General features: G+C 67.3%; 22 protein-coding genes. 12 read left to right on the top strand and 10 right to left on the bottom strand.

Annotated elements, in window-relative coordinates:
• Positions 1-22: 22 nt before the first annotated feature.
• Positions 23-910 carry a hydrogen peroxide-inducible genes activator gene (locus IBJ06_RS08770; protein WP_292159299.1) on the bottom strand — a complete coding sequence of 296 codons (888 nt, stop codon included), beginning with the start codon at positions 908-910 and terminating at the stop codon, positions 23-25.
• A 175-nt stretch (positions 911-1,085) separates the two neighbouring features.
• Here IBJ06_RS08770 and IBJ06_RS08765 point away from each other — a divergent pair, with 175 nt between their 5' ends.
• Both IBJ06_RS08765 and IBJ06_RS08760 read left to right on the top strand, forming a co-directional pair.
• Positions 1,086-1,640, top strand: a complete 555-nt coding sequence (locus IBJ06_RS08765) for a peroxiredoxin (protein WP_292159297.1) — start codon at positions 1,086-1,088, stop codon at positions 1,638-1,640.
• Positions 1,641-1,781: 141 nt separating this feature from the next.
• Positions 1,782-2,315 carry a carboxymuconolactone decarboxylase family protein gene (locus tag IBJ06_RS08760; RefSeq protein WP_292159295.1) on the top strand — a complete coding sequence of 178 codons (534 nt, stop codon included), beginning with the start codon at positions 1,782-1,784 and terminating at the stop codon, positions 2,313-2,315.
• Here IBJ06_RS08760 and IBJ06_RS08755 read toward each other — a convergent pair whose 3' ends face one another.
• Positions 2,316-2,843, bottom strand: coding sequence for a hypothetical protein (locus IBJ06_RS08755; RefSeq protein ID WP_292159293.1), 528 nt, complete (start codon positions 2,841-2,843; stop codon positions 2,316-2,318).
• Positions 2,844-2,845: 2 nt separating this feature from the next.
• Entirely contained in the window at positions 2,846-3,709 is an 864-nt protein-coding gene (locus IBJ06_RS08750; protein WP_292159291.1) for an aspartate/glutamate racemase family protein, read from the bottom strand.
• Between the two features lie 180 nt (positions 3,710-3,889).
• On the opposite strand from IBJ06_RS08750, the gene IBJ06_RS08745 reads away from it, so the two are divergent.
• Complete coding sequence (locus IBJ06_RS08745) at positions 3,890-6,070, top strand: M3 family metallopeptidase (protein WP_292159289.1); 2,181 nt, start codon at positions 3,890-3,892, stop codon at positions 6,068-6,070.
• A gap of 94 nt (positions 6,071-6,164) precedes the next feature.
• Here the strand turns inward: IBJ06_RS08745 and ppc are convergent, their stop codons facing one another.
• Complete coding sequence (ppc, locus tag IBJ06_RS08740) at positions 6,165-8,888, bottom strand: phosphoenolpyruvate carboxylase (protein ID WP_292159287.1); 2,724 nt, start codon at positions 8,886-8,888, stop codon at positions 6,165-6,167.
• A 308-nt stretch (positions 8,889-9,196) separates the two neighbouring features.
• On the opposite strand from ppc, the gene ffh reads away from it, so the two are divergent.
• The 3 genes from ffh (at position 9,197) to rimM (ending at position 11,920) form a co-directional block, all read left to right on the top strand.
• Complete coding sequence (gene ffh, locus IBJ06_RS08735; RefSeq protein ID WP_292159285.1) at positions 9,197-10,720, top strand: signal recognition particle protein; 1,524 nt, start codon at positions 9,197-9,199, stop codon at positions 10,718-10,720.
• 28 nt (positions 10,721-10,748) lie between these two features.
• A complete protein-coding gene (rpsP, locus tag IBJ06_RS08730; RefSeq protein ID WP_292159282.1) occupies positions 10,749-11,309 on the top strand; it encodes a 30S ribosomal protein S16 in 561 nt (186 codons plus the stop codon).
• A gap of 86 nt (positions 11,310-11,395) precedes the next feature.
• Positions 11,396-11,920, top strand: a complete 525-nt coding sequence (rimM, locus tag IBJ06_RS08725; RefSeq protein ID WP_292159279.1) for a ribosome maturation factor RimM — start codon at positions 11,396-11,398, stop codon at positions 11,918-11,920.
• A 5-nt stretch (positions 11,921-11,925) separates the two neighbouring features.
• On the opposite strand, the gene IBJ06_RS08720 is transcribed toward rimM, so the two are convergent.
• Positions 11,926-12,744, bottom strand: a complete 819-nt coding sequence (locus tag IBJ06_RS08720) for an enoyl-ACP reductase (protein ID WP_292159277.1) — start codon at positions 12,742-12,744, stop codon at positions 11,926-11,928.
• Positions 12,745-12,902: 158 nt separating this feature from the next.
• On the opposite strand from IBJ06_RS08720, the gene IBJ06_RS08715 reads away from it, so the two are divergent.
• Positions 12,903-13,490: a hypothetical protein gene (locus IBJ06_RS08715; RefSeq protein ID WP_292159275.1), complete on the top strand. Its 588-nt coding sequence runs from the start codon at positions 12,903-12,905 to the stop codon at positions 13,488-13,490.
• Between the two features lie 2 nt (positions 13,491-13,492).
• On the opposite strand, the gene fabB is transcribed toward IBJ06_RS08715, so the two are convergent.
• From fabB to IBJ06_RS08700, 3 genes are all read right to left on the bottom strand, one after another.
• Positions 13,493-14,710 carry a beta-ketoacyl-ACP synthase I gene (fabB, locus tag IBJ06_RS08710; protein ID WP_292159273.1) on the bottom strand — a complete coding sequence of 406 codons (1,218 nt, stop codon included), beginning with the start codon at positions 14,708-14,710 and terminating at the stop codon, positions 13,493-13,495.
• 80 nt (positions 14,711-14,790) lie between these two features.
• On the bottom strand, positions 14,791-15,321 hold the full coding sequence (fabA, locus tag IBJ06_RS08705; protein WP_292159271.1) for a 3-hydroxyacyl-[acyl-carrier-protein] dehydratase FabA: 531 nt from the start codon (positions 15,319-15,321) through the stop codon (positions 14,791-14,793).
• A gap of 78 nt (positions 15,322-15,399) precedes the next feature.
• Positions 15,400-15,942 carry an SH3 domain-containing protein gene (locus IBJ06_RS08700; RefSeq protein ID WP_292159269.1) on the bottom strand — a complete coding sequence of 181 codons (543 nt, stop codon included), beginning with the start codon at positions 15,940-15,942 and terminating at the stop codon, positions 15,400-15,402.
• 80 nt (positions 15,943-16,022) lie between these two features.
• Here IBJ06_RS08700 and IBJ06_RS08695 point away from each other — a divergent pair, with 80 nt between their 5' ends.
• Both IBJ06_RS08695 and IBJ06_RS08690 read left to right on the top strand, forming a co-directional pair.
• On the top strand, positions 16,023-17,009 hold the full coding sequence (locus IBJ06_RS08695; protein WP_292159267.1) for a D-glycerate dehydrogenase: 987 nt from the start codon (positions 16,023-16,025) through the stop codon (positions 17,007-17,009).
• Between the two features lie 60 nt (positions 17,010-17,069).
• Positions 17,070-19,115, top strand: coding sequence for an alpha/beta fold hydrolase (locus IBJ06_RS08690; RefSeq protein ID WP_292159265.1), 2,046 nt, complete (start codon positions 17,070-17,072; stop codon positions 19,113-19,115).
• 3 nt (positions 19,116-19,118) lie between these two features.
• Here the strand turns inward: IBJ06_RS08690 and moeB are convergent, their stop codons facing one another.
• Positions 19,119-19,853: a molybdopterin-synthase adenylyltransferase MoeB gene (gene moeB / locus IBJ06_RS08685; RefSeq protein WP_292159263.1), complete on the bottom strand. Its 735-nt coding sequence runs from the start codon at positions 19,851-19,853 to the stop codon at positions 19,119-19,121.
• A 48-nt stretch (positions 19,854-19,901) separates the two neighbouring features.
• Positions 19,902-20,330 carry a BLUF domain-containing protein gene (locus tag IBJ06_RS08680; RefSeq protein WP_292159260.1) on the bottom strand — a complete coding sequence of 143 codons (429 nt, stop codon included), beginning with the start codon at positions 20,328-20,330 and terminating at the stop codon, positions 19,902-19,904.
• Between the two features lie 159 nt (positions 20,331-20,489).
• On the opposite strand from IBJ06_RS08680, the gene hslV reads away from it, so the two are divergent.
• The 3 genes from hslV to IBJ06_RS08665 all read left to right on the top strand — a co-directional run bounded on the left by hslV (position 20,490) and on the right by IBJ06_RS08665 (position 23,245).
• A complete protein-coding gene (hslV, locus tag IBJ06_RS08675) occupies positions 20,490-21,071 on the top strand; it encodes an ATP-dependent protease subunit HslV (RefSeq protein WP_292159258.1) in 582 nt (193 codons plus the stop codon).
• Entirely contained in the window at positions 21,068-22,378 is a 1,311-nt protein-coding gene (gene hslU, locus IBJ06_RS08670; protein WP_292159256.1) for an ATP-dependent protease ATPase subunit HslU, read from the top strand. Before hslV ends, hslU begins: the two co-directional genes overlap by 4 nt.
• A 156-nt stretch (positions 22,379-22,534) precedes the next feature.
• Entirely contained in the window at positions 22,535-23,245 is a 711-nt protein-coding gene (locus tag IBJ06_RS08665) for a hemolysin III family protein (protein ID WP_292159254.1), read from the top strand.
• Positions 23,246-23,274: the final 29 nt, after the last annotated feature.

The raw sequence follows: 23,274 nt of genomic DNA, 5'->3' as shown, positions 1-23,274 counted from the left end.
TTCAGCAATGAAGGGGGCGGCATCAGTCCAGCTTGAGGGCTTCGGCCAGCAGGCGGGCCTCGGCGGCGCGGCTGGAGCCGGTACGCCAGGCGACTACAATCTCGCGCCGGGGGGCATCGGCGCTAATCGGGCGCACGACGACGCCGGGATCGTCGGCGAGGCCGGCGCGCACGGCCATTTCGGGCAGGAAGCTGACCCCCAGCCCCGAGGAGACCATCTGCACCAGCGTATGCAGGGAGGTCGCGGCAAAGACGTCCTCGCCGCGGGGCGCCTCGATATCGAAGGCCGCCAGGGCCTGATCACGCAGACAGTGGCCGTCTTCCAGCAGGATCAGGTCATCGGCACGGAGCGATCCCGGCGGGATCGGCCCGGTGCCCGCCAGGCGGTGGCCGACGGGAGCGGCGGCCAGAATCTCGTCATCGCCGATGCGGGCATGATCGATCCCCGGGGCACCGTAAGGCAGGGCGATGACGGCGGCGTCCAGCTGTCCGGCTTTCAGACCGGCCACCAGCCGCGGGGTCAGATCCTCACGGATGAACAGGCGAAGCGCCGGATAGGCGGCCTTCAACCCCGGCAGCTTGGCCGGGAGCAGAAAGGGGGCGACCGTCGGGATCACCCCCAGGCGAAACCGTCCCGACAGAGGTTTGCCCGCATTGCGGGCCGCCTCGACCAGATCTTCGGTCCGGGCCAGAACATCCTCGGCCCGGCGCACGGCCTCGGCCCCCACGGCAGTCAGCTGCACCCGGCCCCGGGTGCGCTCGACGACGGCGGCCCCCAGAATACGCTCCAGCTCCTGCACGCCCGAGCTCAGCGCCGGCTGGCTGACATGGGCGGCCTCGGCCGCGCGGCTGAATGAGGCATGCTCGGCGAGGAGCTTCAGATACTGCAACTGGCGCAGGGTGGGCAGCACGCAGGGACCTCCGGCAATGGGGCCACCACCCTACCCCTTCGCATAAGCGAAATCTATTCGCGAATGCGAAAGGATTGATTTGACTTCCGGGGCGGAAACCCCCAAGTCCCGCCCATGCGGTCGGCTCCCCCCGGCACGCGATATATTCTTTCATCCCTGATCCCAAGGAGAGCCCATGCTCGGCGTCGGCGAAAAACTGCCTGCATTCAAAATCATCGGTGTGAAGCCCGGCTTCAACAGCCACGAAGAGAACGGCGTCTCGGCATTCGAGCCGATCACCGAGACCAGCTTTGAAGGCAAGTGGAAGGTCATCTTCTTCTATCCGAAGGACTTCACCTTCGTCTGCCCGACCGAAATCGCCGAGTTCGCCTCCCTGGCCCGCGATTTTGAGGACCGTGACACCGTCGTGCTCGGCGGCTCGACCGACAATGAGTTCGTCAAGCTGGCCTGGCGCCGCGACCACGCCGACCTGAACAAGCTGCCGATTTGGCAGTTTGCCGACAACGGCGGCAAGTTCGCCCGCGAGCTGGGCATTCTGAACGAGGAAGAAGGCGTCGCCCTGCGTGCCACCTTCGTCGTCGATCCGCACAACGTCGTCCAGCACGTCTATGTGACCAATCTGAACGTGGGCCGCGCCCCGGCCGACACCCTGCGTGTCGTCGACGCCCTGCAGACCGACGAACTGTGCGCCTGCAACCGCCCGGTCGGCGGCGAGACGCTGGCGGCGTAAGCAGTGACGTGTGGCGAGTGATGAGTGGCGAGACCTTCGTCGCCCATCACTCGTTGCGCCTTCCTACACACTCTCCCGTGGCTCAAGCAGCGAGCAACCGCGTTGCGAGCGTTAGCCACTTCCCGAAGGGAAACCTCAACAATGTCCCTCGACGCCCTGCGCGATCTGATCCCGGCCTATGCCAAGGATATCTCGCTGAACCTCAGCTCGCTGGCCAGCGAGACGGTGCTGAACGACCAGCAGAAGTGGGGCTGTTTCCTGGCCTCGGCCCATGCCGTGGGCACTGTGCCCGTCGTCCGCACCATCGAAGCGGCCGCAGCCGACAAGCTGTCGCCCGAGGCGCTCAATGCTGCGCGCGCGGCGGCGGCCATCATGGGGATGAACAACATCTACTACCGGTCCCTGCACCTGATGAAGAACAAGGAGTACGGGACCCTGCCGGCGCGCCTGCGGATGAACGTCATCGCCAATCCGGGCGTCGACAAGATGGACTTCGAGCTGTGGTGCACGGCGGTGTCGGCCATCAACGGCTGCGGGGCCTGTATCGATGCCCATGAGGGGCCCCTGCGCCAGCACGGCTTTACCGCCCCCCAGGTTCAGGCTGCCCTGCGCATTGGTGCTGTCGTGCATGCGGCCAGCCGCGTGGTCGCCTCCGCCGAGGCGCTGAACGCCTGATCAGAGAGCGGAGGCGCGGGCGTCCATATGGGCGGTCCAGCGTGTGAAGCCGCCGCCCATAACCCCGTCAACCGGATCGGCCATGGCCCCCACACCGGGCCCCTCCACCACAAAGGTCCAGGTCGTCCGCACGACACCGTTGACCAAGGCGTAGGTCACGACCAGATCGGCCCGTGTGGCCATGGCCCGCAGCGGACCGAAAGGCGCGTGAAGGCGGAGCTCACCCAAGGCCACCGACTCGACCCGGCCGTGGTCGAAGCGGGAGCCATCCGGCATGACCTCGCACCAGCAGCCGCCGGTTTCGAGAGCGAGGCTGAGGTTTGCCGCATCACCGGTGTAACTGTGCGCCGGGTCCCACCACTGTTCGACCTCCGAGAAGGCGTCTGCCACTTCGGTCGGGTCAAGGCGGGTCGTCCCCTCGAACTTCAGGGTGAAGGCATTCTCGCTCCGCGAAATGACCTCCGCCGCCACGGGAGACGTCACCAGCCCTGCAAGGGCGAGGGCGACGACAAAAATCAGAATACGCATGATCAGGCCTTCTCGAAGGTCAGGGGTTCACCCCAGAAGCGTTCGACCCGCTCGCTCTGGCCGCCGGGTGAGCCGGTGGTCAGGAAGCGCAACCGCCCCTGATCCCCCAGCGCATATTCGGGATGGCGGGTGAAATAGCGCTCCAGCGCATCGGCGACGGCGTCGGGCTGGCCGATGACCGGCGTGCCTTCTGGCAGGGCCTCGGCGAACAGATGGGCGACGATGCCGTAATGGGTGCAGCCCAGGATGACCTTGTCCGGCCAGCGCCCGATGCGGCGGCGCAGGGCCTCGACATGGTCGCGCACCGTGGTTCGCAGTTCATCCTCGTCGACACCCGTCTCGATCTGGCCGGCGAGGCCCGGGCAAGGTTCGGTGAAGACAGCCAGGTCCTCGCGCCGCTTGTCGATCTCGATCTCATAGACGCGGCTGTTGGCCGTGGCCTGGGTGCAGAACAGGCCCAGAACCTCGACCGCCGACTTGCGTTCGTCGCGGAACCGGTCGTCCGTTTCGCGGGCATAGGTCCAGGGCAGGCCGGTGGCGGCCTCTATGGTCGGAACGATGATGCCCAGCACATTGACCGACCGGCCAAAGGTGCGCGCGGCTTCGGGCACCCAGGTCTGCTGCAGGCGGCGAAGCGCGATGGCCGAGGCGGTGTTGCAGGCCAGCACGACCACCGAGGCCCCCTCGGCGAACAGCCGTTCACAGCCCGCCCGGGTCAAATCGACGATCTCTTCCCCCGCCCGGCCGCCGTAGGGGGCGTGCTTCTGATCGGCCAGATAGAGGAAATCCCGTCCGGGAAAGCGCCGCGTGAGCGTGCGGTGGATCGTCAGCCCCCCGACCCCGGAATCAAACACCCCTATGGCCATCCCGGCCCCTCTGTCCTGGCGATAACGGGCAGGCCCGCGGACGTTCCTCTTGCCCCCGCCCCCGGACCTGATGCAAGTCTTTGTGCGGAAGACGACTTCGAAAGCCATTACACGGCGTTCATGTGACGCCGGGCCCGCGGTAGCCTAGGGTATCGCGACACAATTCAAGGGAGCCATTTCATGGACAGACGCCAGCTTCTCGTTGCCGGAGGCAGCCTTTTCGCCCTTTCCGGCTGTGCCGGTATGGGCATGGGTGGCGCAGCCGCCACCGGCCTGAGCCCCGAGGCCTTGGCCCGTGACGCCGCCATCGCACGCGCCGTCCTGCCGCAGCAGACTCCGCGTGCGGAACTGCTGCAGCCGTGGACCGGCCCCTATGAAGGCGTGCCGCCCTGGCCGTCCGTGACCGCCGAGAAGCTCAAGGCTGCCATCATCGAGGGCATCGAGCTGCAACGGGCCGAGATAAACGCCATTGCCGACAACCCCGAGCCGCCCACCTTCGCCAACACCATGGTGGCCATGCAGATGGCCGGAGAGCCGCTGGGCCGCGCGCTCAGCCTGTTCGGCGTCATGACCTCCAACATCGGCTCAGCCGACTATCAGGCCGTGCAGCGCGAGGTGTCGCCCCTGCTGTCGGCCGCCAGTGACGAAACCACCTTCAACGCCAAACTGTTCGCCCGCATCAAGGCCGTGGCCGACGGTGCCCGCGCCGCAGGCCTGAACGCCGAACAGACCCGACTGGCCGAGCGCAGCCGCGACAGCTTCGTCCGCAACGGGGCCGCGCTGGATGCTGCCGGCAAGGCCGAGCTGGGCCGCATCAACACGGCCCTGTCCAGCGCCTTCACCAGCTTTGGTCAGAAGGTTGTCGCCGATGAGAACACCTGGACGGTGCTGACCGACGAGTCCCAGACCGCAGGCCTTCCGGCGTCGAACAAGGCGGCGGCGGCGGCCGCCGCCCGCGAGCGGAACATCGCGGGCTGGGCGATCGTCAACACCCGCTCCAGCGTCGATCCCTATCTGAGCTTTGCCGATGACCGCGCCATGCGCGAGGTGGTCTGGCGGAAATTCGTCAACCGCGGGGACAATGGCGACGCCAACGACACCAACGCTACCATCGCCGAGATCGTGAAGCTGCGGGCCGAGCGCGCCCGCCTGCTGGGCTATGCCCACCATGCCGAGTGGCGCATGCAGGACACCATGGCCAAGACGCCCGAGGCGGCCATGGACCTGATGATGCGGGTCTGGGAGCCGGCCAAGGCGCGCGTCACCGAAGAGGTCGCCGACATGCGCGCCATCGCGGGTCACGACATCGAGCCCTGGGACTATCTCTACTATGCGGAGAAGGTCCGGAAGCAGAAGTACGACCTCGATCAGAACGAGCTGAAGCCCTATTTCGAACTGAACGCGGTCAAGCGTGGCGCCTTCTATATGGCCGAGCGCCTGTATGGTTACACCTTCACCCCGGTGCCCGCCGGATCGGTGCCGGTGTTCCATCCGGACGTCGAAGTGTTCGAGGTCAAGGACAAGGCTTCGGGCCGCCACATCGGCCTGTTCTATTCCGACGACTTTGCCCGCCCGGGCAAGCGGTCGGGGGCCTGGATGACCAGCTATCGTCTGGGCTGGGCCTATGACGGGGGCGGCAATCAGCTGGTCTCGAACAACAACAACTTCATCAAGGCCGAGGCCGGCCAGCCGCTGCTGATCTCGCTGGACGACGCGGAGACCCTGTTCCACGAGTTCGGCCACGCCCTGCACTATCTGTCCTACAAGGTGACCTATCCCTCGCTGGGCGGGACCCCGCGCGACTATGTGGAATATCCATCCCAGGTGCACGAGCACTGGGTGCTGTCGCGCCCGATCCTCGACGGCTTCATGAAGCATGTCGAAACGGGCCAACCCATGCCGCAGGAGCTGGTGGACAAGATCGAGGCGGCCGCCACCTTCAACCAGGGCTATGCCACGGTCAGCTATCTGTCGTCGGCCCTGGTCGACATGGACCTGCACACCCGCGCCACTCCGCCGACCGACATCGATGCCTTCGAGCGGGAAAGCCTGGCACGCTTTGGCATGCCGAAGGAGATCGTGATGCGGCACCGCCTGCCGCAGTTCAATCACCTGTTCACCTCGGACGCCTATTCGGCGGGCTATTACAGCTATCTGTGGTCGGAAGTGATGGACGCCGACACCTGGGCCTATTTCGAAGAGTCGGGAGATGTCTTCAATCCGGAGATCGCCAGCAAGTACAAGGCGATCATTCTGGCCGAGGGCAACACCACCGACCGGGGCGAGGCCTATCGCCGCTTCCGTGGTCGCGATCCGGATGTCGCCGCCCTGCTGCGCGTGCGCGGCTTCCCGGTCAACTAGGGACGCTAACGCTCGCCGCGCGGCGGCTCGCTGCTTGAGCGTGATGAGCGTGAAGATACGGGGCCGGGGGAGCGATCCTCCGGCCCCTTTTCTGTCAGCCGCTGTTCCGGAGGCCGGCCGCAATGCCGTTCAGGGCCACGAGGATGCCCTCGCGCACGGCGGGGTCGTCGTCACCGGCCCGGCGGCGGCGGATAAGCTCGACCTGCACATGGTTCAGCGGCTCGATATAGGGCAGGCGCAGCTGGATCAGACGGGCCAGTTCAGGCTGTCGCTCCAGCAGGCTGGTCTGGCCGGTCAGGCGCATGACGGCATCGTGGGTCAGCTGCCATTCGGCGGCGATCCGGCCATGGATGTCGTCGGCCAGCGCCCGGTCGGGCACCAGGCTGGCATAGCGGCGGGCCACGGCCATGTCCGACTTGGCCATGACCATCTCCATGTTCTGGATCAGGGTCGTGAGGAAGGGCCAGTCCCCGACCAGACCCTTCAGCGTATCGACCTCGGCGTCATCCAGAGTGGCCAGCGCCGAGCCAAAGCCGAACCAGCCGGGCAGCATCACGCGCGACTGGCTCCAGCTGAACACCCAGGGGATGGCGCGAAGATCCTCGATCCGCGTCGAGGCACTGCGCGATGCCGGGCGCGAGCCGATCTTGAGCTCGGACAGTTCGGAAATCGGTGTGGCGGCGCGGAAATAGTCGATGAAGCCGTCGGTCTCGTAGACGAGGGCGCGATAGGCCTGCATCGACGCCTCGCTGAGGCGCGAGATCAGCGCGCCGTGCCGCTCGGCCGGACCTTCGCCGCTTTCCCTGCGCAGTGAGGCCAGGATCACGCCGCTGGTCAGGGCATCCAGATTGCGGCGGGCGACGCCGGGCTCGCCGTATTTGTTGGCGATCACCTCGCCCTGTTCGGTGACGCGGATGCGGCCCTCGACCGTGCCGCGCGGCTGGGCCACGACCCCGGAGAAGCTGGATCCTCCGCCCCGACCGACCGCGCCGCCACGGCCGTGGAACAGCTGCAGGCCCACGCCCGCCTCGCGCGCCACGTCGCGCAGCGCCCGCGAGGCGTGGTTCAGCTCCCAGGTCGAGGTGAGGTAGGAGCCGTCCTTGTTGGAGTCGGAATAGCCGATCATCACCTCCTGCACACTCCGCGCGCGGGCCAGCGCCAACGGCGCGGGTTCGGCCATCAGGGCCCTGAGGGTGGCGGGGGCGGCCTGAAGGTCGGTGATGGTCTCGAACAGGGGCACGGCCTGGATCGGACAGGTTTCCGGCCTTTGCGGGTCGAACAGGCCGACCTCCTTCAGTACCAGATAGACCTCCAGCAGGTCGGACGGGCTTTCGGTCTTGGAAACGATGTAGGTGCGGATGGCGTCCGGGCCGAAGGTCCCGATCGCGTCGGCGGCCGCCATCAGGATGGCGCGCTCCTTGAGGGTCTCCTCGGCATAGTCGGGGGCCCCGGGGACGAACAGGGGGCGACGGCTGGCCAGTTCGGCGCGCAGCAGGGCCATGCGCCCGGCTTCGTCGCGCGTGTCATAGTCATCGGCGACGCCCGCCACCCGGAACAGATCGGCGACGACCCGCTCGTGCACATCGGCATTCTGGCGCATGTCGAGCACCGCCAGATGGAAGCCGAAGGCCTCGACCCGGTCGATCAGCCGCGACAGGGCATCGTCGGTAAAGGCCCTGGCATCGGTCGCCAGCAGGGAGTCGCGCAGGACCTTCAGGTCGGCGATGAAGGGCTCCGGGCGGCCGTAGGGCTCCGCCGCGAATCCGGCCGGCCGCGGGGGCGGCGATCCGACCTTGGACCGATAATCCGCCGCCAGCCTCGCATAGATGTGGCTCAACGCCCGGCGAAAGGGCTCGCCCTCGCGATGCGGCGAGGTATCACCCGAGGTGTCCGACAGGGCCATCAACGCCGGGCCGGGATCGATCAGGGCATCGGACAGGCTGAGTTCGGCACCCAGGGCGTGAACCGACTCGAGATAGGCCCCGAGCGCCGCCCGCGTCTGGGTGCGGAAGGCCGCCTCCATGACCGAGGCATCGACATTCGGATTGCCGTCGCGGTCGCCGCCCACCCAGCTGCCGACCGTAAGAAAGGGCTTGAGCTCCGGCGCGTTAAGCCGCGTCCGCCAGGCGTTCAGATGCTCGGGCACCGCCTCCAGAAACACCTGCTCCAGAAAGGAGACGACGGTGTCGATTTCGTCCTGGACCACCAGCCCTGAGGTGCGCACCAGTCGGGTGGCCCACAGCAGGAAGACCTGCCGCCTGAGCGCCGGGCCGGGCCCCTGCCCCTCACCCCGCCCGTCCAGCAGGGCCGACAGGGCGGCGATCCGGTCCAGCACGCTCTTGCGCCGGACCTCGGACGGATGGGCGGTCAGCACCGGCGAGATCAGCCCCCGGGCCAGGATGTCGATCACGGCCTTGCGGTCCGCGCCATCCCCGGACAGCCAGGCGAGGGCGGCTTCGGGCGTGTCCTGGCGGTCATCAGGGGCCGCCCTGTGCCCCTCAGCCTCGCGGGCACGCCTGCGGGCCTCACGGTCCTCGGCGACATTGGCCAGCAGGGAGAAAACGGCAAAGCCATGCGTCAGGCCGACCGCCTGCTCCGAGCTGAGCCCGGCCAGCAGGCGCTCCAGTTCCGAGGCGTCGCGCGTGTCGGCTCCATCACGGTGATAGGCAACCGATGCCCGGCGGACGGCTTCGATCCGGTCATACAGATCCTGTCCACCCGCCTCGCGGATGACGTCGCCCAGCACCGCGCCCAGCAGGCGAACCTCCTCGCGCAGGAGGTCCGGAGTTCCGGAATCGCGGGACTGGGCGTCGGTCATGGGCTCTCCTCGAAGATCGACGATAGGCGCGCCGGGTCCATGAAGGACAGGCGGCGCGTCACTGCGTAACGGAATTTGTGCGGTTCCGTGCCCTGTGGCCCTGCGGAAGGGGCCCCGACTTGCCCTTTTCCCGGTTTTCCGCCATACACCGCCGCTTCCGGCGCAAGTTGACCTCGCGCCCTCCACCCGGACGACCCCCGCAGGCTACGCGGGATGAGCCGGGAGAGGCCCCCAGCCGACGTGATCGTCCGCTGGGGTCGATCTCGTTTGGAGGCCCTGGGTCATGAACGCCATGACTTGAGGTTCTGATGTTCGAGGCTCTGAACGAGCGACTGACAGGCGTCTTTGACCGGATCACCGGTCGCGGCGCCCTGTCCGAAAAGGACATTGCCGAGGCGATGCGCGAAGTGCGCGTGGCCCTGCTGGAGGCAGACGTCGCCCTGCCGGTGGTCAAGGACTTCATCGCCTTCGCCAGCGAGAAGGCCAAGGGCGAAGAGGTCATCCGTTCGGTCAAACCGGCCGATCAGGTGGTCAAGATCGTCTATGACGGCCTGATCGAAATGCTGGGCGGAGAGGCGCCGGTCGGCATCAATCTGAACGCCACCCCGCCCGCCGTGATCCTGATGGCCGGCCTGCAGGGCTCGGGCAAGACCACCAGCTCGGCCAAGCTGGCGCTGCGTCTGACGAAATTTGATCGCAAGAAGGTCATGATGGCCTCGCTGGACACGCGACGTCCGGCGGCCATGGAACAGCTGGCCAAGCTGGGCGAACAGATCGAGGTCGCGACCCTGCCGATCGTGGTGGGCGAGAGCGCGGTCCAGATCACGCGGCGCGCGCTGCAATCGGCGAAGCTTCAGGGCTTTGACGTCCTGATCCTCGACACAGCCGGTCGCATCACCCTCGACGAGGGGCTGATGAATGAGGTGGCCGAGGTCGCGGCGGTGTCGAAGCCGGTCGAGACCCTGCTGGTCGCCGACAGCCTGACGGGTCAGGACGCGGTGCGCACGGCCAAGGCCTTCCACGAGCGGCTGCCGCTGACGGGTCTGGTGCTGACCCGCGCCGACGGCGACGGGCGCGGCGGGGCCATGCTGTCTATGCGGGCCGTGACCGGCCTGCCGATCAAATACATCGGCTCGGGCGAAAAGGTCGACGCGCTGGACGTGTTCGACGCCCGGCGCGTCGCCGGCCGCATCCTGGGCCAGGGCGATATCGTGGCCCTGGTCGAGAAGGCCAGTCAGGATCTCGATGCCGCCAAGGCCGAGGCCATGGCCAAGAAGCTGGCCAAGGGCAAGTTCGACCTCGACGACCTGGCGGCCCAGCTGCAGCAGATGAAGCAGATGGGCGGCCTTCAGGGCATTATGGGCATGCTGCCCGGTGTGGCGAAGATGAAGGCCCAGATGGCCGAGACCGGCGTCGACGACCGGATGATCGCGCGCCAGCAGGCCATCCTCAGCTCGATGACGAAAACCGAGCGCAAGAAGCCGGATCTGCTGAACGCCAGTCGCAAGAAACGCATCGCCGCCGGGGCCGGCGTCGAGGTGCAGGACATCAACCGCCTGCTGAAACAGCACCGCCAGATGGCCGATATGGTCAAATCGCTGGCGCGCGGCGGTCCGAAGAAGATGCAGCAGATGGCCGCCATGCTGGGGGGGCTCGGCGGCGGACCCGGCCAGCCCGACATGGCCCGGCTGAAGGCCATGGGGGGCGGGCGGATGCCCGAGCCCTCGGCTGACGAAATGAAGGCCATCCAGGACCGGCTGTCCGGTCTGGGTGGCGGCATGCCCCCTGGTGGACTGCCCGGCCTGCCCGGTCTGCCCACCAAGAAATCCTGACCCTTTTCCCTAAAGAAAGAGACTGAAAATGCTGAAGATTCGTCTGTCGCGTGGCGGCACCAAGAAGCGCCCCTACTATCACATCGTGGTCGCCGACAGCCACGCCCCGCGCGATGGCAAATTTATCGAGCGTGTCGGCACCTACAACCCGATGCTGCCCAAGGACGGCGACAAGCCGCGCGTCACCCTCAAGGCCGACCGCATCTCGGAATGGCTGGGCAAGGGCGCCCAGCCGACCGACCGCGTGGCCCGCTTCATCAGCCTGAGCCAGGACGAAGCCCTGGTCGGCAAGGTCAAGTGGACCCAGGGCAACAACCCCAAGAAGGGTGAGCCGGGCAAGAAGGCCCAGGAACGCGCCGCAGAGCGCGCCCAGCGCGAAGCCGACCGTCTGGAAGCTGAAGCCGCTGCCAAGGTCGAGGCTGCCGAAGCCGCCGCCCGCGCCAAGGAAGAGGCCGAAGCCGCCAGGAACGCTCCGGCGGAAGAAGCGCCCGCCGAGGAAGCTCCGGCTGCCGACGCCGCCGCTGAGGAGGCTCCCGCCGAGGAAGCCGCTGCAGAAGAGGCCCCCGCCGAGGACAAGGCCGAGGGCTGATCGAGGCACAGGGTTTGATCAGGGGGCGGTGTCCGGGTGGCACCGCCCCTTTTTCATGGCCGGCCGGCTAATGTAGAGGCTGAGGGATGACGACAGACAGACTGATCCTGGTCGCCCAGGTGGGCGGATCGTTCGGCGTGCGGGGCGAGGTGCGGATCACCACCTTCACCGCCGAGCCCATGGCCCTGCTCGACTACCGGACCCTGTTGCGGGCCGACGGCTCCACGGGCCTGACCCTGACCACCGCCCGGCCCGACAAGAAGGGCATCGTCGCCCGTGCGGAGCAGATCAGCACCAAGGAGGACGCCGACGCCCTGCGCGGCCTGAAACTGTTCATTCCGCGCGACCGCCTGCCCCCGCCCGAGGAAGACGAATTCTATCTGGCCGATCTGATCGGTCTCGAGGCCCGCGACGCGGCTGACGTCGTAATCGGCACGGTGCGCGCGGTGCTGAATTTCGGCGCCGACGACATGCTGGAGATCACCCCGGCCGGCGGCGGCCAGACCTGGTACCTGCCCTTCACCCGCGAAGCGGTGCCGGAGATCCACTCCGCCGACGGCTGGCTGCGGGCGCTGCGCCCCGCCGAGGTGGGCGAGCGCGAACCGGACTGAGGCCCCTACTCCTCGGCGTCGCCCAGACCCATCATGTGGAAGCCGGCGTCGACATGGACCACTTCGCCCGTGGTCGAAAAGCCGAGGTCGGAGCACAGCCACAGGGCGGCGCCGGCGACGCCTTCCATCGAGGTGTCTTCCTTCATGGCCGACATGGCGCGGCCCTGGGCGATCATGCCGCGACCGCCCGAGATCCCTGCCAGCGACAGGGTGCGCATGGCGCCCGCCGAGATAGCGTTGACGCGGATACCCTTGGGCCCCAGGTCACGGGCGATATAGCGGGTCGCGGCCTCAAGCCCGGCCTTGGCCACGCCCATGGTGTTGTAGTTGGGAATGGCCCGCTCGGCGCCGAGATAGGTCATGGTGACCATCGACCCGCCGTTCGGCATCAGTTTCGCGGCCCGGCGGGCCACATCGACGAAGCTGAACACCGAAATGTTCATGGCCAGCAGGAAGCTGTCGCGGGTGGTGTTGTCTACGAAGCTGCCCTGCAGCTCATTCTTGTTGGCGAAGGCGACCGAATGGACGACGAAGTCGATCGTGCCGAAGGTCTTTTCCAGCTCGGCGAAGGCGGCGTCCATGGAGGCATCGTCGGTGACGTCGGCCTGGACGATCAGTTTGGCACCGACGCTCTCGGCCAGCGGACGCACCCGGCGCTCCAGCCCATCCCCCAGATAGGTAAAGGCCAGCTCGGCACCCTGGGCGGCCAGTTGCTGGGCAATGCCCCAAGCGATGGAGTTGGCGTTGGCGACGCCGAGGATCAGGCCCTTCTTGCCCTTCATCAGGTCGCCGGTGGGGAAGGTCCAGCCGCTGTCGGAAGCCATGGTCATCTCCTCGGAAATCAGGCGGCGAGGGTTAGCAGGGCCTCTGCCGGGGGGGAAGTATCAGTTTCGGTCAGGGCGTCGTCGACGCGTCTGGGCTTATGGGTTTGGACGGCGAAACAATCCTGCCAGAATGAGGGCAGAGAAAGCGGAGTTCCGGGATGCGCCTCGTGATGCTTCTGTTCGCCTTGGCCGTCTTCGGTCTGGCTGGCCCCGACCTGGCCCGGAGCCAGACCGAAGCCGAGACGACCCCGACACGCCCCCGGATCGCCGTCACGGTCGTCACCCTCGACGCGGTGCGCCAGGTCCAGACGAGATATGGCCGTGCCACGCTCAGCCTCCTGGGGGACCCACGCTGGGGACGGTTCGATTGGGCGGAACCGCCCTTTCCGCCCGATACCTTTGCGTCCTGCGAGGATGACAGGGCGGGCGGTCTTCTGGACTACTGCATTCGCTTCTATCTGACCCGTGCGGACATTGCCGATGAGGCCTCACCCACCGTGGTGGTGGTCTTCGACGACCACGCCCCGGAACGTCCGGATGGTCTTGGCGGAGAGATGAGAGTGACCTGTTACGGTCGGGGCGTCCTGCCCGCCGACCCCGTGGCACAGGACACCTGGCTTTGGCCCACGGCGAGCCGTATGCACGGCACGCGCCACTGGGACCGCGACGTCGATGCCCTGGCCCGATGCATTGCCGCCGCCGCGTCCGAGACCTGGATCGGCCTTCGGCAACCCGACGTCAACTGACGTCAGACCTTCGACAGGATCAGGGTGCCGTTGGTTCCGCCGAATCCAAACGAATTGGACATGACGTGGGTCAGTTCGCCGTCGTGCCGCTGGCGCAGGATCGGCATGCCCTCGAACTCGGGATCCAGGTTTTCGATGTGGGCGCTCTCGGCGGCAAAGCCGTTCTGCATCATCAAAAGGCAGTAGATCGCCTCCTGCGCGCCCGCCGCACCGAGGCTGTGGCCTGTCAGGGACTTGGTCGAGGAGATCATTGGCAGACGATCCCCGAAGACGTTGCGGACCGCGCCCATTTCCTTGGAATCGCCCACCGGCGTCGAGGTGCCGTGCGGGTTCAGATAGTCGATCCGCGGGTTGCCGGCCATTTCGAGCGCGATCTTCATGCAGCGCTCAGCCCCCTCGCCCGACGGGGCGACCATGTCGTACCCGTCGGAATTGGCGCCATAGCCGGTGACCTCGGCGAGGATGGTCGCGCCGCGCGCCCTGGCCCGTTCATACGCCTCCAGCACGACGATGCCGGCGCCGCCGGCGATCACGAACCCGTCGCGCGCCACGTCATAGGCGCGTGAGGCGACCGAGGGCGTCTCATTGAAGTTGGACGACATGGCGCCCATGGCATCAAACAGGTTCGACATGGACCAGTGGATGTCCTCGCAGCCCCCGGCGAAAACCACGTCCTGCTTGCCCCAGGCGATCTGTTCGGCGGCGGCCCCGATGCAGTGGGCGCTGGTCGCGCAGGCCGAGCTGATCGAATAGTTGATGCCCTTCATCTGGAACCAGGTGGCCAGAACGGCCGACGGGCCGGAAGCCATGGCCTTGGGCACGGCGAACGGCCCGATCCGCTTGGGTGAACCCCTGTCGAGTGTGGTCTGGGCCGCCTCGAGGATCACGCGGGTGGAGGGGCCGCCCTCGCCGACGATCAGGCCGATGCGGTCGTCCCGGATTTCCTCTGCGGTCATCCCGCTGGAGGCGAGCGCCTCTTCAAAGGCGACGTGGGCCCAGGCCGTCCCGTCGGCCAGAAAGCGCGCCGCGCGGCGATCGACCAGTTCGGTCCAGTCGCCGATCTTCGGCGGGGCCCAGACCTGGCTGCGGAATCCATGGGCGGTGTGGTCCGGGGCGGCGACCACGCCCGAGCGGGCCTGTTTCAAGGAGTCGGTGACCGCAGCGGCGCCGGTCCCGATCGATGAAACGATCCCCAATCCTGTAACTACGACGCGCCGCATGCTGATTTCCTGATCCTGTCCGTTATTCCGCCGCGTAATCCGCGATCCTTCCGGGGTATTCTGTGGGGCTATGACCCCGACTATTCAGCCCTGGTGTCCTGGCCGCCGAACAGGCCAACCCGCATGTCCGTGGCCGTATAGATAGGGACGCCATCGGCTTCGAGAACCCCGTCGGCGATGCCCATGACCAGGCGGCGGTTGATGACCCGCTTCAGGTCGATCTTGTAAACGACCTTTTTGACGTCCGGCTGCACCTGGCCCGTGAATTTGACCTCACCCACGCCGAGCGCGCGTCCCTTTCCGGGACCACCGATCCAGCCGAGGTAGAAGCCGACCAGCTGCCACATGGCGTCCAGTCCCAGACATCCCGGCATGACGGGGTCGCCGATGAAGTGGCATTTGAAGAACCAGAGGTCGGGATGGACGTCCAGCTCGGCCTCGACATAGCCCTTTCCGTGCGCGCCGCCGTCATCGTTGATCCGGGTGATGCGGTCGAACATCAGCATGGGCGGGGCCGGCAGCTGGGCATTGCCCGGGCCGAAAAGCTCGCCCCGGCCCGAGGCGAGCAGGGCTTCATAGTCATAGGAAGACTGGCGTTCAAACTGACTCAAGACGGCCTCCTTGGGCTGAGCGGCGGGCGTGGCACGTGAAATCGCCCCGGTCAACCGGCAACGGCCCGACCGAGGCCGTCAGGGCCTGCGAGGCGCGGGCCCGGCGGGGCGGTTGGGTTCGCACAGGGGGGACGCCTGGGTGCCGAAGACGGCACCTTCGCGCACCCAGCCCCGTACCCGGCCCGAGCGGACCTCGCACCAGCCCTCGTCGCAGTCGGTGATGGGCACCAGGGCGTGGGGGGACAGGCGCGCGCGAATGCCCGCGTCATCGCGGCGCGCCGAACGGACCTCAATCGCCGTATCGCCCCGGTTTAGGACCGTGCGGCGGCCCGACGTGGTGCTGCGGTGAACCCAGACCAGTGACCCCTCGGGATCGCAGATCTTGCGCCACTCAAAGGTCTCGGCGACCACCTGGACCGGCAGGCCGGAGACGCGATAGGTCCACAGGATCTGGTGATCCAGCCCCGGGCCCTTGCGGGCGTGGACCTGGCTGGCCTTGAGGGTGATCCAGCGCGGCACGGGATAGCTGCTGGGGGTCGGCCGACCGTCCGGCCGCACGGCCTGTCCCGACAGCATCAGCGCGAGACCGAGAGCAGCGGCCGTGACACCGGCGAGCCGCATCCCCCTTTGGCCTGGGGTCCGGGGTTTGCTAGACACCCTTTCCATTCCGCCTTCGCCCTCCAGTTCCAAAGTCCCCGCCAATGTCGAGCCGCAGGCTTAAGGTCGTGTTAACCAGACGTCTGCCGGACGCTGTCGAAACGCGCATGCGCGAACTGTTCGACGCCGAACTGAACCTGACGGACCGGCCGTTCGACCGGGCGGCGCTGGAGGAGGCCGTCGGCCGGGCCGAGGTTCTGGTGCCGACCATCACCGACCAGATCGACGCGGATCTGCTGGGGAAGGCTGGTGAGCAGTTGAAAATGATCGCCAATTTCGGGGCGGGCGTCGACCACATCGACGTCGAGGCGGCGGTCGGGCGCGGCCTGATCGTCACCAATACGCCGGGGGTGCTGACCGAGGATACGGCCGATCTGGCCATGGGGCTGATCCTGGCGGTCAGCCGGAGACTGGTGGAAGGCGCAGGCGTTGTTCAGAAAGGGGAATTTTCCGGCTGGACGCCGACCTGGATGTGCGGGCGCAAGCTGTGGGGCAAGCGACTGGGCATCATCGGCATGGGGCGGATCGGCCAGGCCCTGGCCCGTCGGGCCCGCGCCTTCGGCATGCAGGTGCACTATCACAATCGCAAACCGCTGAGCCCGATGATCGTAGAGGATCTCCAGGCCACATACTGGGACGACCTCGACGCCATGCTGCACCGCATGGACATTATTTCCCTGAATTGTCCGGCGACACGCGACACGCACCATCTGATAGACGCGCGGCGGTTGGGCCTTCTGGCGCCGCACGCGATCCTGATCAACACGGCGCGGGGTGAGCTGATCGACGAGGCGGCGCTGGCCGAGGCGGTCGGCAGGCGTACGTTGGGCGGCGTGGGGCTGGATGTGTTCGAGCAGGAGCCGTTGGTGCACCCCGGTCTGCTGAACCGGCCCGAGGTGGTGCTGATGCCGCATCTGGGGTCGGCGACGATCGAGTCGCGTCAGGACATGGGCGACCGGGTGATCGCCAACATCATGACGTTCCAGAATGGCCACAGGCCCCCCGACCGCGTCATCCCGGCCATGCTGTAACGCTTGACGGGTCCCGGCCCGCGTGGTCGGTTTCCCTGAGTTGTTTCGGGGGGAAAATCGATGAAGTCCAAAGACGTGGCGACCCTTGCGGTCCTGTCGCGGCGTCGGCTGCTGGCAACCGCTGCGGGGTTGGGCGGCGCGAGCCTGCTGGGGCTGAGGCCCTCGATGGCGCGGGCCGCAGCCGGTCGGCAGACCCCCACCCCCTATCCGGTCGCCGCCTTCTTCACGCCCGCCCGCACACGCGCAGCGACCCTGTCGCCGGGCGGGACGCTAATTGCCGTACTGGACCAGCTGGGGACCGAGGACGAGCCACATGGCGTGATCGACGTGCTGGACGCGAACGATCCGGAAGGCGCGCGCAAGCGGATCGACCTGGGGCCCACCGAGGTCGAGAGCCTGGAATGGGCCAATGACGAACATCTGCTGGTGCGGGTAGCGGTCACGGTCAGGGTCGGCCCGCAGGCCGTGACGGGCTCGAACCGCCGGACCACCGCTCAGGAGGTTACCTCGAAGCGCCTGCTGTCGGTCAGCGCGGTGACAGGCGAAATGGCCGTCATGTTCCAGGACGACCGGCGCCGGCTGCGGGCCTCCCGGGACCTCGGCTATGTAGTGGACCTGCTGCGCAACGACCCCGGCCATGTGTTGATGGCCGCATGGGAGCGCGACGGCATGCTGGGCCTGCACAAGGTGAATGTCGCGACTGGATCGGCCACCCGGATCGAGCGCGGCAGTTCCGGCACAATCGGCTGGGAGACCCAGGGCGGGGTTCCGGTCATCCGCTATGACGTCAATCCGCGCGGGACGGTACTGACGGTATCAGGCCGGGCGCAGGGCTCCAGCGCCTGGCGACCGATCCGTCGCAACCGGATCGGCGACCTGCCCGAGTTCGAATGGGTGGGCGAGGGCGACACGCCCGGGACCATTCTGGTCACCGCGCGCGTGGAGGGCGAGGACACCATGGCGGTCCGTGAAATGGACCTGACGACGCTCGGCATGGGTGCGCCCATGGCCCGGCGGGAGGGTCGCGACGTGATGCATGGCGTGACCGACGCCGCGGGCCGCTATGTGGCGGCGGCCTTCTATGGCGAGCGTCTGGAGTACGATTTTGTCGATGCTTCGCTGGGCGCGCACCACCGGGCGCTCAACGCCTTCATGGACAATGACTGCGACGTCTATCTGAACGACCTCAGCCGCGACCATAACCGGATGGTGGTCGGCGTAACCGGCCCGCGCGAACCGGGGGCCTGGTATTTCTATGACCGGGAGGCCCGGGCCATCGTCAATCTGGGCGCCATTCGCCCGCTGGATTTCGAGCGGCTGGGCCTGACCGACACCCTGACGGTGACCACGCGCGACGGGGCCTCGATCGAGGCCTATCTGACCGCCCCGCCCGGGGGCCGGCCGGGCCCGCTGGTGGTTCTGCCCCATGGAGGGCCCGAGGTGCGCGATCTGCGCACATGGGATCGCCAGGTTCAGGTGCTGGCCGCCCAGGGCTGGTGGGTGCTGCGGCCCAATTTCCGGGGCTCGGGGGGCTACGGGATGGCCTTTGCCCGTGAAGGCTGGGGCCGTTGGGGCGACCGCATGCAGGAAGACGTCGAGGACGCCATCGATCACGCCATCGCCCTCAAGGGTCTGGATGCAGGCCGCGTGGCCATCATGGGCACCAGCTACGGCGGCTATGCGGCACTGATGGGGGCTGTGCGGCGACCCGACCTGTACAAGGCGGCCATCGCCATCTGTGGCGTGGCGGACCTGCTGGAGATGCTGGAATGGGAACGGCGGGAGGACGATACCGAGGGGCGGCTGGTCTATGATTTCTGGACCAAACGCATCGGCGATCCGGCGACCATGGCGACCGGGCTGGCCTCGGGCTCACCCCGCCGGCGGGCGGCCGAGATCGCCTGTCCGGTCCTGCTGGTGCACGGGGTAGACGACCCCGTCGTGCCGGTCATCGAATCGCGCCGGATGAAGGAGGCCCTGGACCGGGCGGGCAAGGCAGCCGAGCTGATTGAGGTGGAAGATGCCGGGCACGCCGACTGGCCGGCCGCGAAGGAGCAGGAATTGTTGGAACGCTATATCGCGCTGCTGAAACAGGCCTTCGCCTGATCCTCAGCCGCAGACGGGGCAGGCGGGGTCGGCCGCGATACGCACGGTGCGGGACTGTCCGCTCAGGGCGTCGTGGATCCAGAGGCGCCCGGTCAGCGGATCGCCCGCGCCGGTCAATCGCTTGATGGCTTCCAGCGCCGCCAGACTGCCGATCAGGCCGGCCAGGGCCCCGACCACGCCCACGCGGGCGCAGGTTTCCGCATCGGGCGGTATATCCGGCACGAGGCAGCGATAGCAGGGCCGACCCTCGAACACGGCGACCTGCCCGCTCCAGGCGCCCAGAGCGCCCGAGACCAGCGGCACCCGGGACGCGACGCAGGCGGCATTCACCGCCATCCGCGTTTCGAAATCGTCGGTCCCGTCGATGACCAGATCCCAGCCGACTACGCGCGCCTGGGCGGTCTCACGCGACAGGCGCTCGGCATAGGTCCGGACTTCGACATGCGGATTGAGAGCAGTCAGCCGCCGGGCCGAAACCCCGACCTTGGATCGGTCCACATCGCCCGTGTCGAACTGGATCTGGCGCTGCAGGTTCGAGAGAGAGACCGTGTCGTCATCCACAAGGCCCAGCGTACCGACCCCCGCCGCCGCGAGGTAAAGAGCGGCCGGACCGCCGACGCCGCCCATGCCGACGATGAGCACACGCGCCGCCTTGAGCCGCTGCTGGCCCGGCCCGCCGACATCGGCCAGCACCAGATGGCGGGCGTAGCGTTCGATCTCGTCTTCGGAAAAGGTCACGGCCCTGTTTAGGCCGCCGTGGGCACCGACGCGACCCGGATTGTGCACCTAGCCGTCGGTGCCGGTCCGCCCGGCATGGGTGTCATCGCCGCGGGCGCACTCGGCCAGAAGGGCTTCGGCCCGATCAACCGGCACATGGCCTTCCGACAGGGCCAGCAGGTCGAGGCCGGTGGACCAGGTTTCGAAATGGCAGTGGGCCATGGGCGCATAGAACAGACGGGCGGCGACCGGACGATCCGCGAGGATCGACAGATTTTTATGTCGTGGATCGGTCCTGAGACGGCCGAGCAGGCGATCAACATCCGCCCGCGCGCCCTCGATGACCTGGACGATGCGTCCCCGGTCCAGTGCAATGGCCCCGGTCAGGTGATCGCGACGGTTGTTGGCCTCGGACACACCCAGAACCTGGGCGACCGAAAGCAGACTGGTACCGAGCGAGCCCATGGCCTCGCTCACATAGGTGACGCGATGGAGCATTGTTCTTCCTGACCGGGGAGAATTGCGAAGACAAGGACGCTACACGGAATTGAATTCCAATGTAACGGGTTACATGGGCAATTTTGTGGCCGTCATTAGTCTGTTACATTTCAGAACCTTGAGCTTGCGCACGCTCAAACGCGGCCCCATTTGGGCGGCATGAGCCACGCAGACTCCCTCCTCCCCTCCCATTCCGGCCCGGGCTGGCACGGCACCACCATCCTGGCCGTGCGCAAGGGCGGCACGACGGTCATCGCCGGCGACGGCCAGGTCTCGATGGGGCCCACCATCGTCAAGGGGGCCGCGCGCAAGGTCCGGACCCTGGCGGGCGGGCGGGTCGTCGCGGGATTCGCGGGTGCGACCGCCGACGCCTTTACCCTGCTGGAACGGCTTGAGGCCAAGCTGGAACAGTATCCGGAGCAGCTGGCCCGCGCCTGTGTCGACCTAGCCAAGGATTGGCGCACCGACCGTTATCTGCGGCGGCTGGAGGCCATGCTGCTGGTCGCCGACAGGACCTCGATCTTTACGGTCACGGGGGTCGGCGATGTGCTGGAGCCCGAGCATGGAGCCGCCGCTGTCGGCTCCGGCGGCAATTTCGCCCTGTCGGCCGCCCGGGCGCTGATCGAGAACACGGACCTGGACGCCGAGGCAATCGCCCGAAAGGCCATGGCCATCGCCGCCGAGGTCTGTGTCTACACCAACGGCAATCTGACGGTGGAGCGGCTGGGAGGTGCCGAATGACCGACCTCTCTCCCCGCGAAATCGTCTCGGAGCTGGACCGCTTCATCGTCGGCCAGGCGGACGCCAAGCGCGCCGTGGCCCTGGCGCTGCGCAACCGCTGGCGGCGCAAGCGCGTGCCCGACGAGCTGCGCGACGAGGTAACACCCAAGAATATTCTGATGATTGGCCCCACCGGCGTCGGCAAGACCGAGATTGCCCGACGGCTGGCGAAGCTGACCGGGTCGCCGTTCCTGAAGGTCGAGGCCACCAAATTCACCGAGGTCGGCTATGTCGGCCGGGACGTCGACCAGATTCTGCGGGATCTGGTCGAGGCCGCGCTGATCCTGGTCCGCGACCGCCGCAGGGACGAGGTGCGCGCCCAGGCCGAGCGCGCGGCGGAGGACCGGATTCTGGATGCCCTGGTGGGGCCCGGCGCCCAGAAGGCCACGCGTGACGCGTTTCGCGCCCGACTGCGCAAGGGCGAGCTGGACGACAAGGAGATCGACCTGGCGCTGGCCGATACCGCCTCTCCCCTGCCGGGGCTGGACCTGCCGGGCATGAGCCCGGGCGGCAATGTCGGCATGATCAATCTGACCGAGATGCTGGGCAAGATGAGCGGCCCGCGCACGAAGACGGTGCGGCTGTCGGTCAAGGCGGCCCACGCGCCCCTGATCGCCGAGGAATCGGACAAGCTGCTCGACACCGACAGTCTGGCGCGCGAGGCGGTGCTTCTGGCAGAGACCGAGGGCATCGTCTTCATCGACGAGATCGACAAGGTCGCCGCGCGACAGGATCGAGGCGGCGCCGATGTCAGCCGCGAGGGCGTTCAACGGGACCTCTTGCCCCTGATCGAGGGGACGACGGTGACGACCCGTTATGGCCCGGTGAAATCCGACCATGTGCTGTTCGTGGCGTCGGGCGCGTTTCATGTTTCCAAGCCCAGCGACCTGTTGCCCGAGCTTCAGGGGCGGCTGCCGATCCGGGTCGAGTTGAAGGCCCTGACGCGCGACGACTTCAAGCGCATCCTGACCGAGCCCGAGGCCAATCTGATCCGCCAGAATCAGGCCCTGCTGGCGACCGAGGATGTGACGCTGGAGTTCACCGACGATGCCATCGAGGCGCTGGCCGACGCCGCCGTCGCGGCCAACGGGGCCATCGAGAACATCGGGGCGCGGCGCCTGATCACCGTGGTCGAGCGGGTTCTGGAAGAGACCAGCTACAAGGCTGCCGACCTGTCCGGCCAGACGATCCGCTTTGACGCCGACGCGGTGCGCGAGCGGCTGGGCAACCTGACCGGGGACAGCGATCTGAGCCGCTACATCCTTTAGGCCGTACGCCCGTTTCCTGTGGCGTAACTGCCGCAGGCGGGAGTCTTGTCGGTCGGGATGGAGAGGATTCAGGGTCCAGTCATTTCATCGTCCTAATGTCGGCCACAGTGACTGTCTCGATGCGTCTTCTGTAACGGCCTGAAGAAAGCACGGCCCATGACCCGGACACTGCCCGCCCTGATCCGCCGCCTGATGCAGCCCGATGAGCTGGACATGGCCGAGCACTATGAGACGCGGGGCGAGCGGCTGGCCGATCTGTGGGTGCATCTGATCGGCCTCGGTCTGGCCGGGATCGGCGGCATCGTGCTGGCAATCCTGTCATCGTTTTCGGAAGGCGGTGCGGGCCTGATCCTGGCGACCGCCGTCTATGCCCTGTGCCTGATCGCCATGCTGACGGCATCGACCGTCTATAATCTGACCCATCCCGGCCCGGCCCGGCCGCTGCTGAGGCGGCTGGATGAGGCCGCCATCTTCCTGATGATCGCCGGCAGCTATACGCCCTTTACCACCCAGAGGTTCGAGGGGGCCTGGTCGACGGGTTTCACCCTGCTGATCTGGACGCTGGCGCTGGCGGGCGTGGCCGCCAAGCTGGTGCTGCCGCGGCTGTCCGACGCGATCTGGAGCACGGTCTATGTGATCTTCGGCTGGCTGGCCGTGCTGGCGCTCAAACCCATGCTGGACACGGTACACCCCGCCGCCCTCACCCTGCTGGTGATCGGCGGGCTGGTCTATACCTCGGGCGTGTTCGTCTTCATCAGTCCCAAGGTGAAGTTCCGGCGGGCCATCTGGCATGGATTCGTGGTGGCCGGGGCCGGTGTGCACTGGGCCGCCGTCCTCGTCGGCGTGGTGCTGGTGCCGGCCGGCTGAGGCCCGGCGCTGAAGGCTGGCGTAAACCG

It is taken from the genome of Brevundimonas sp., from assembly GCF_016742135.1.
Classification (GTDB): Bacteria; Pseudomonadota; Alphaproteobacteria; order Caulobacterales; family Caulobacteraceae; genus Brevundimonas.
The sequence above is the reverse complement of the archived record's forward strand: the minus strand, read 5'-3'. Positions and strand labels throughout refer to the sequence as shown.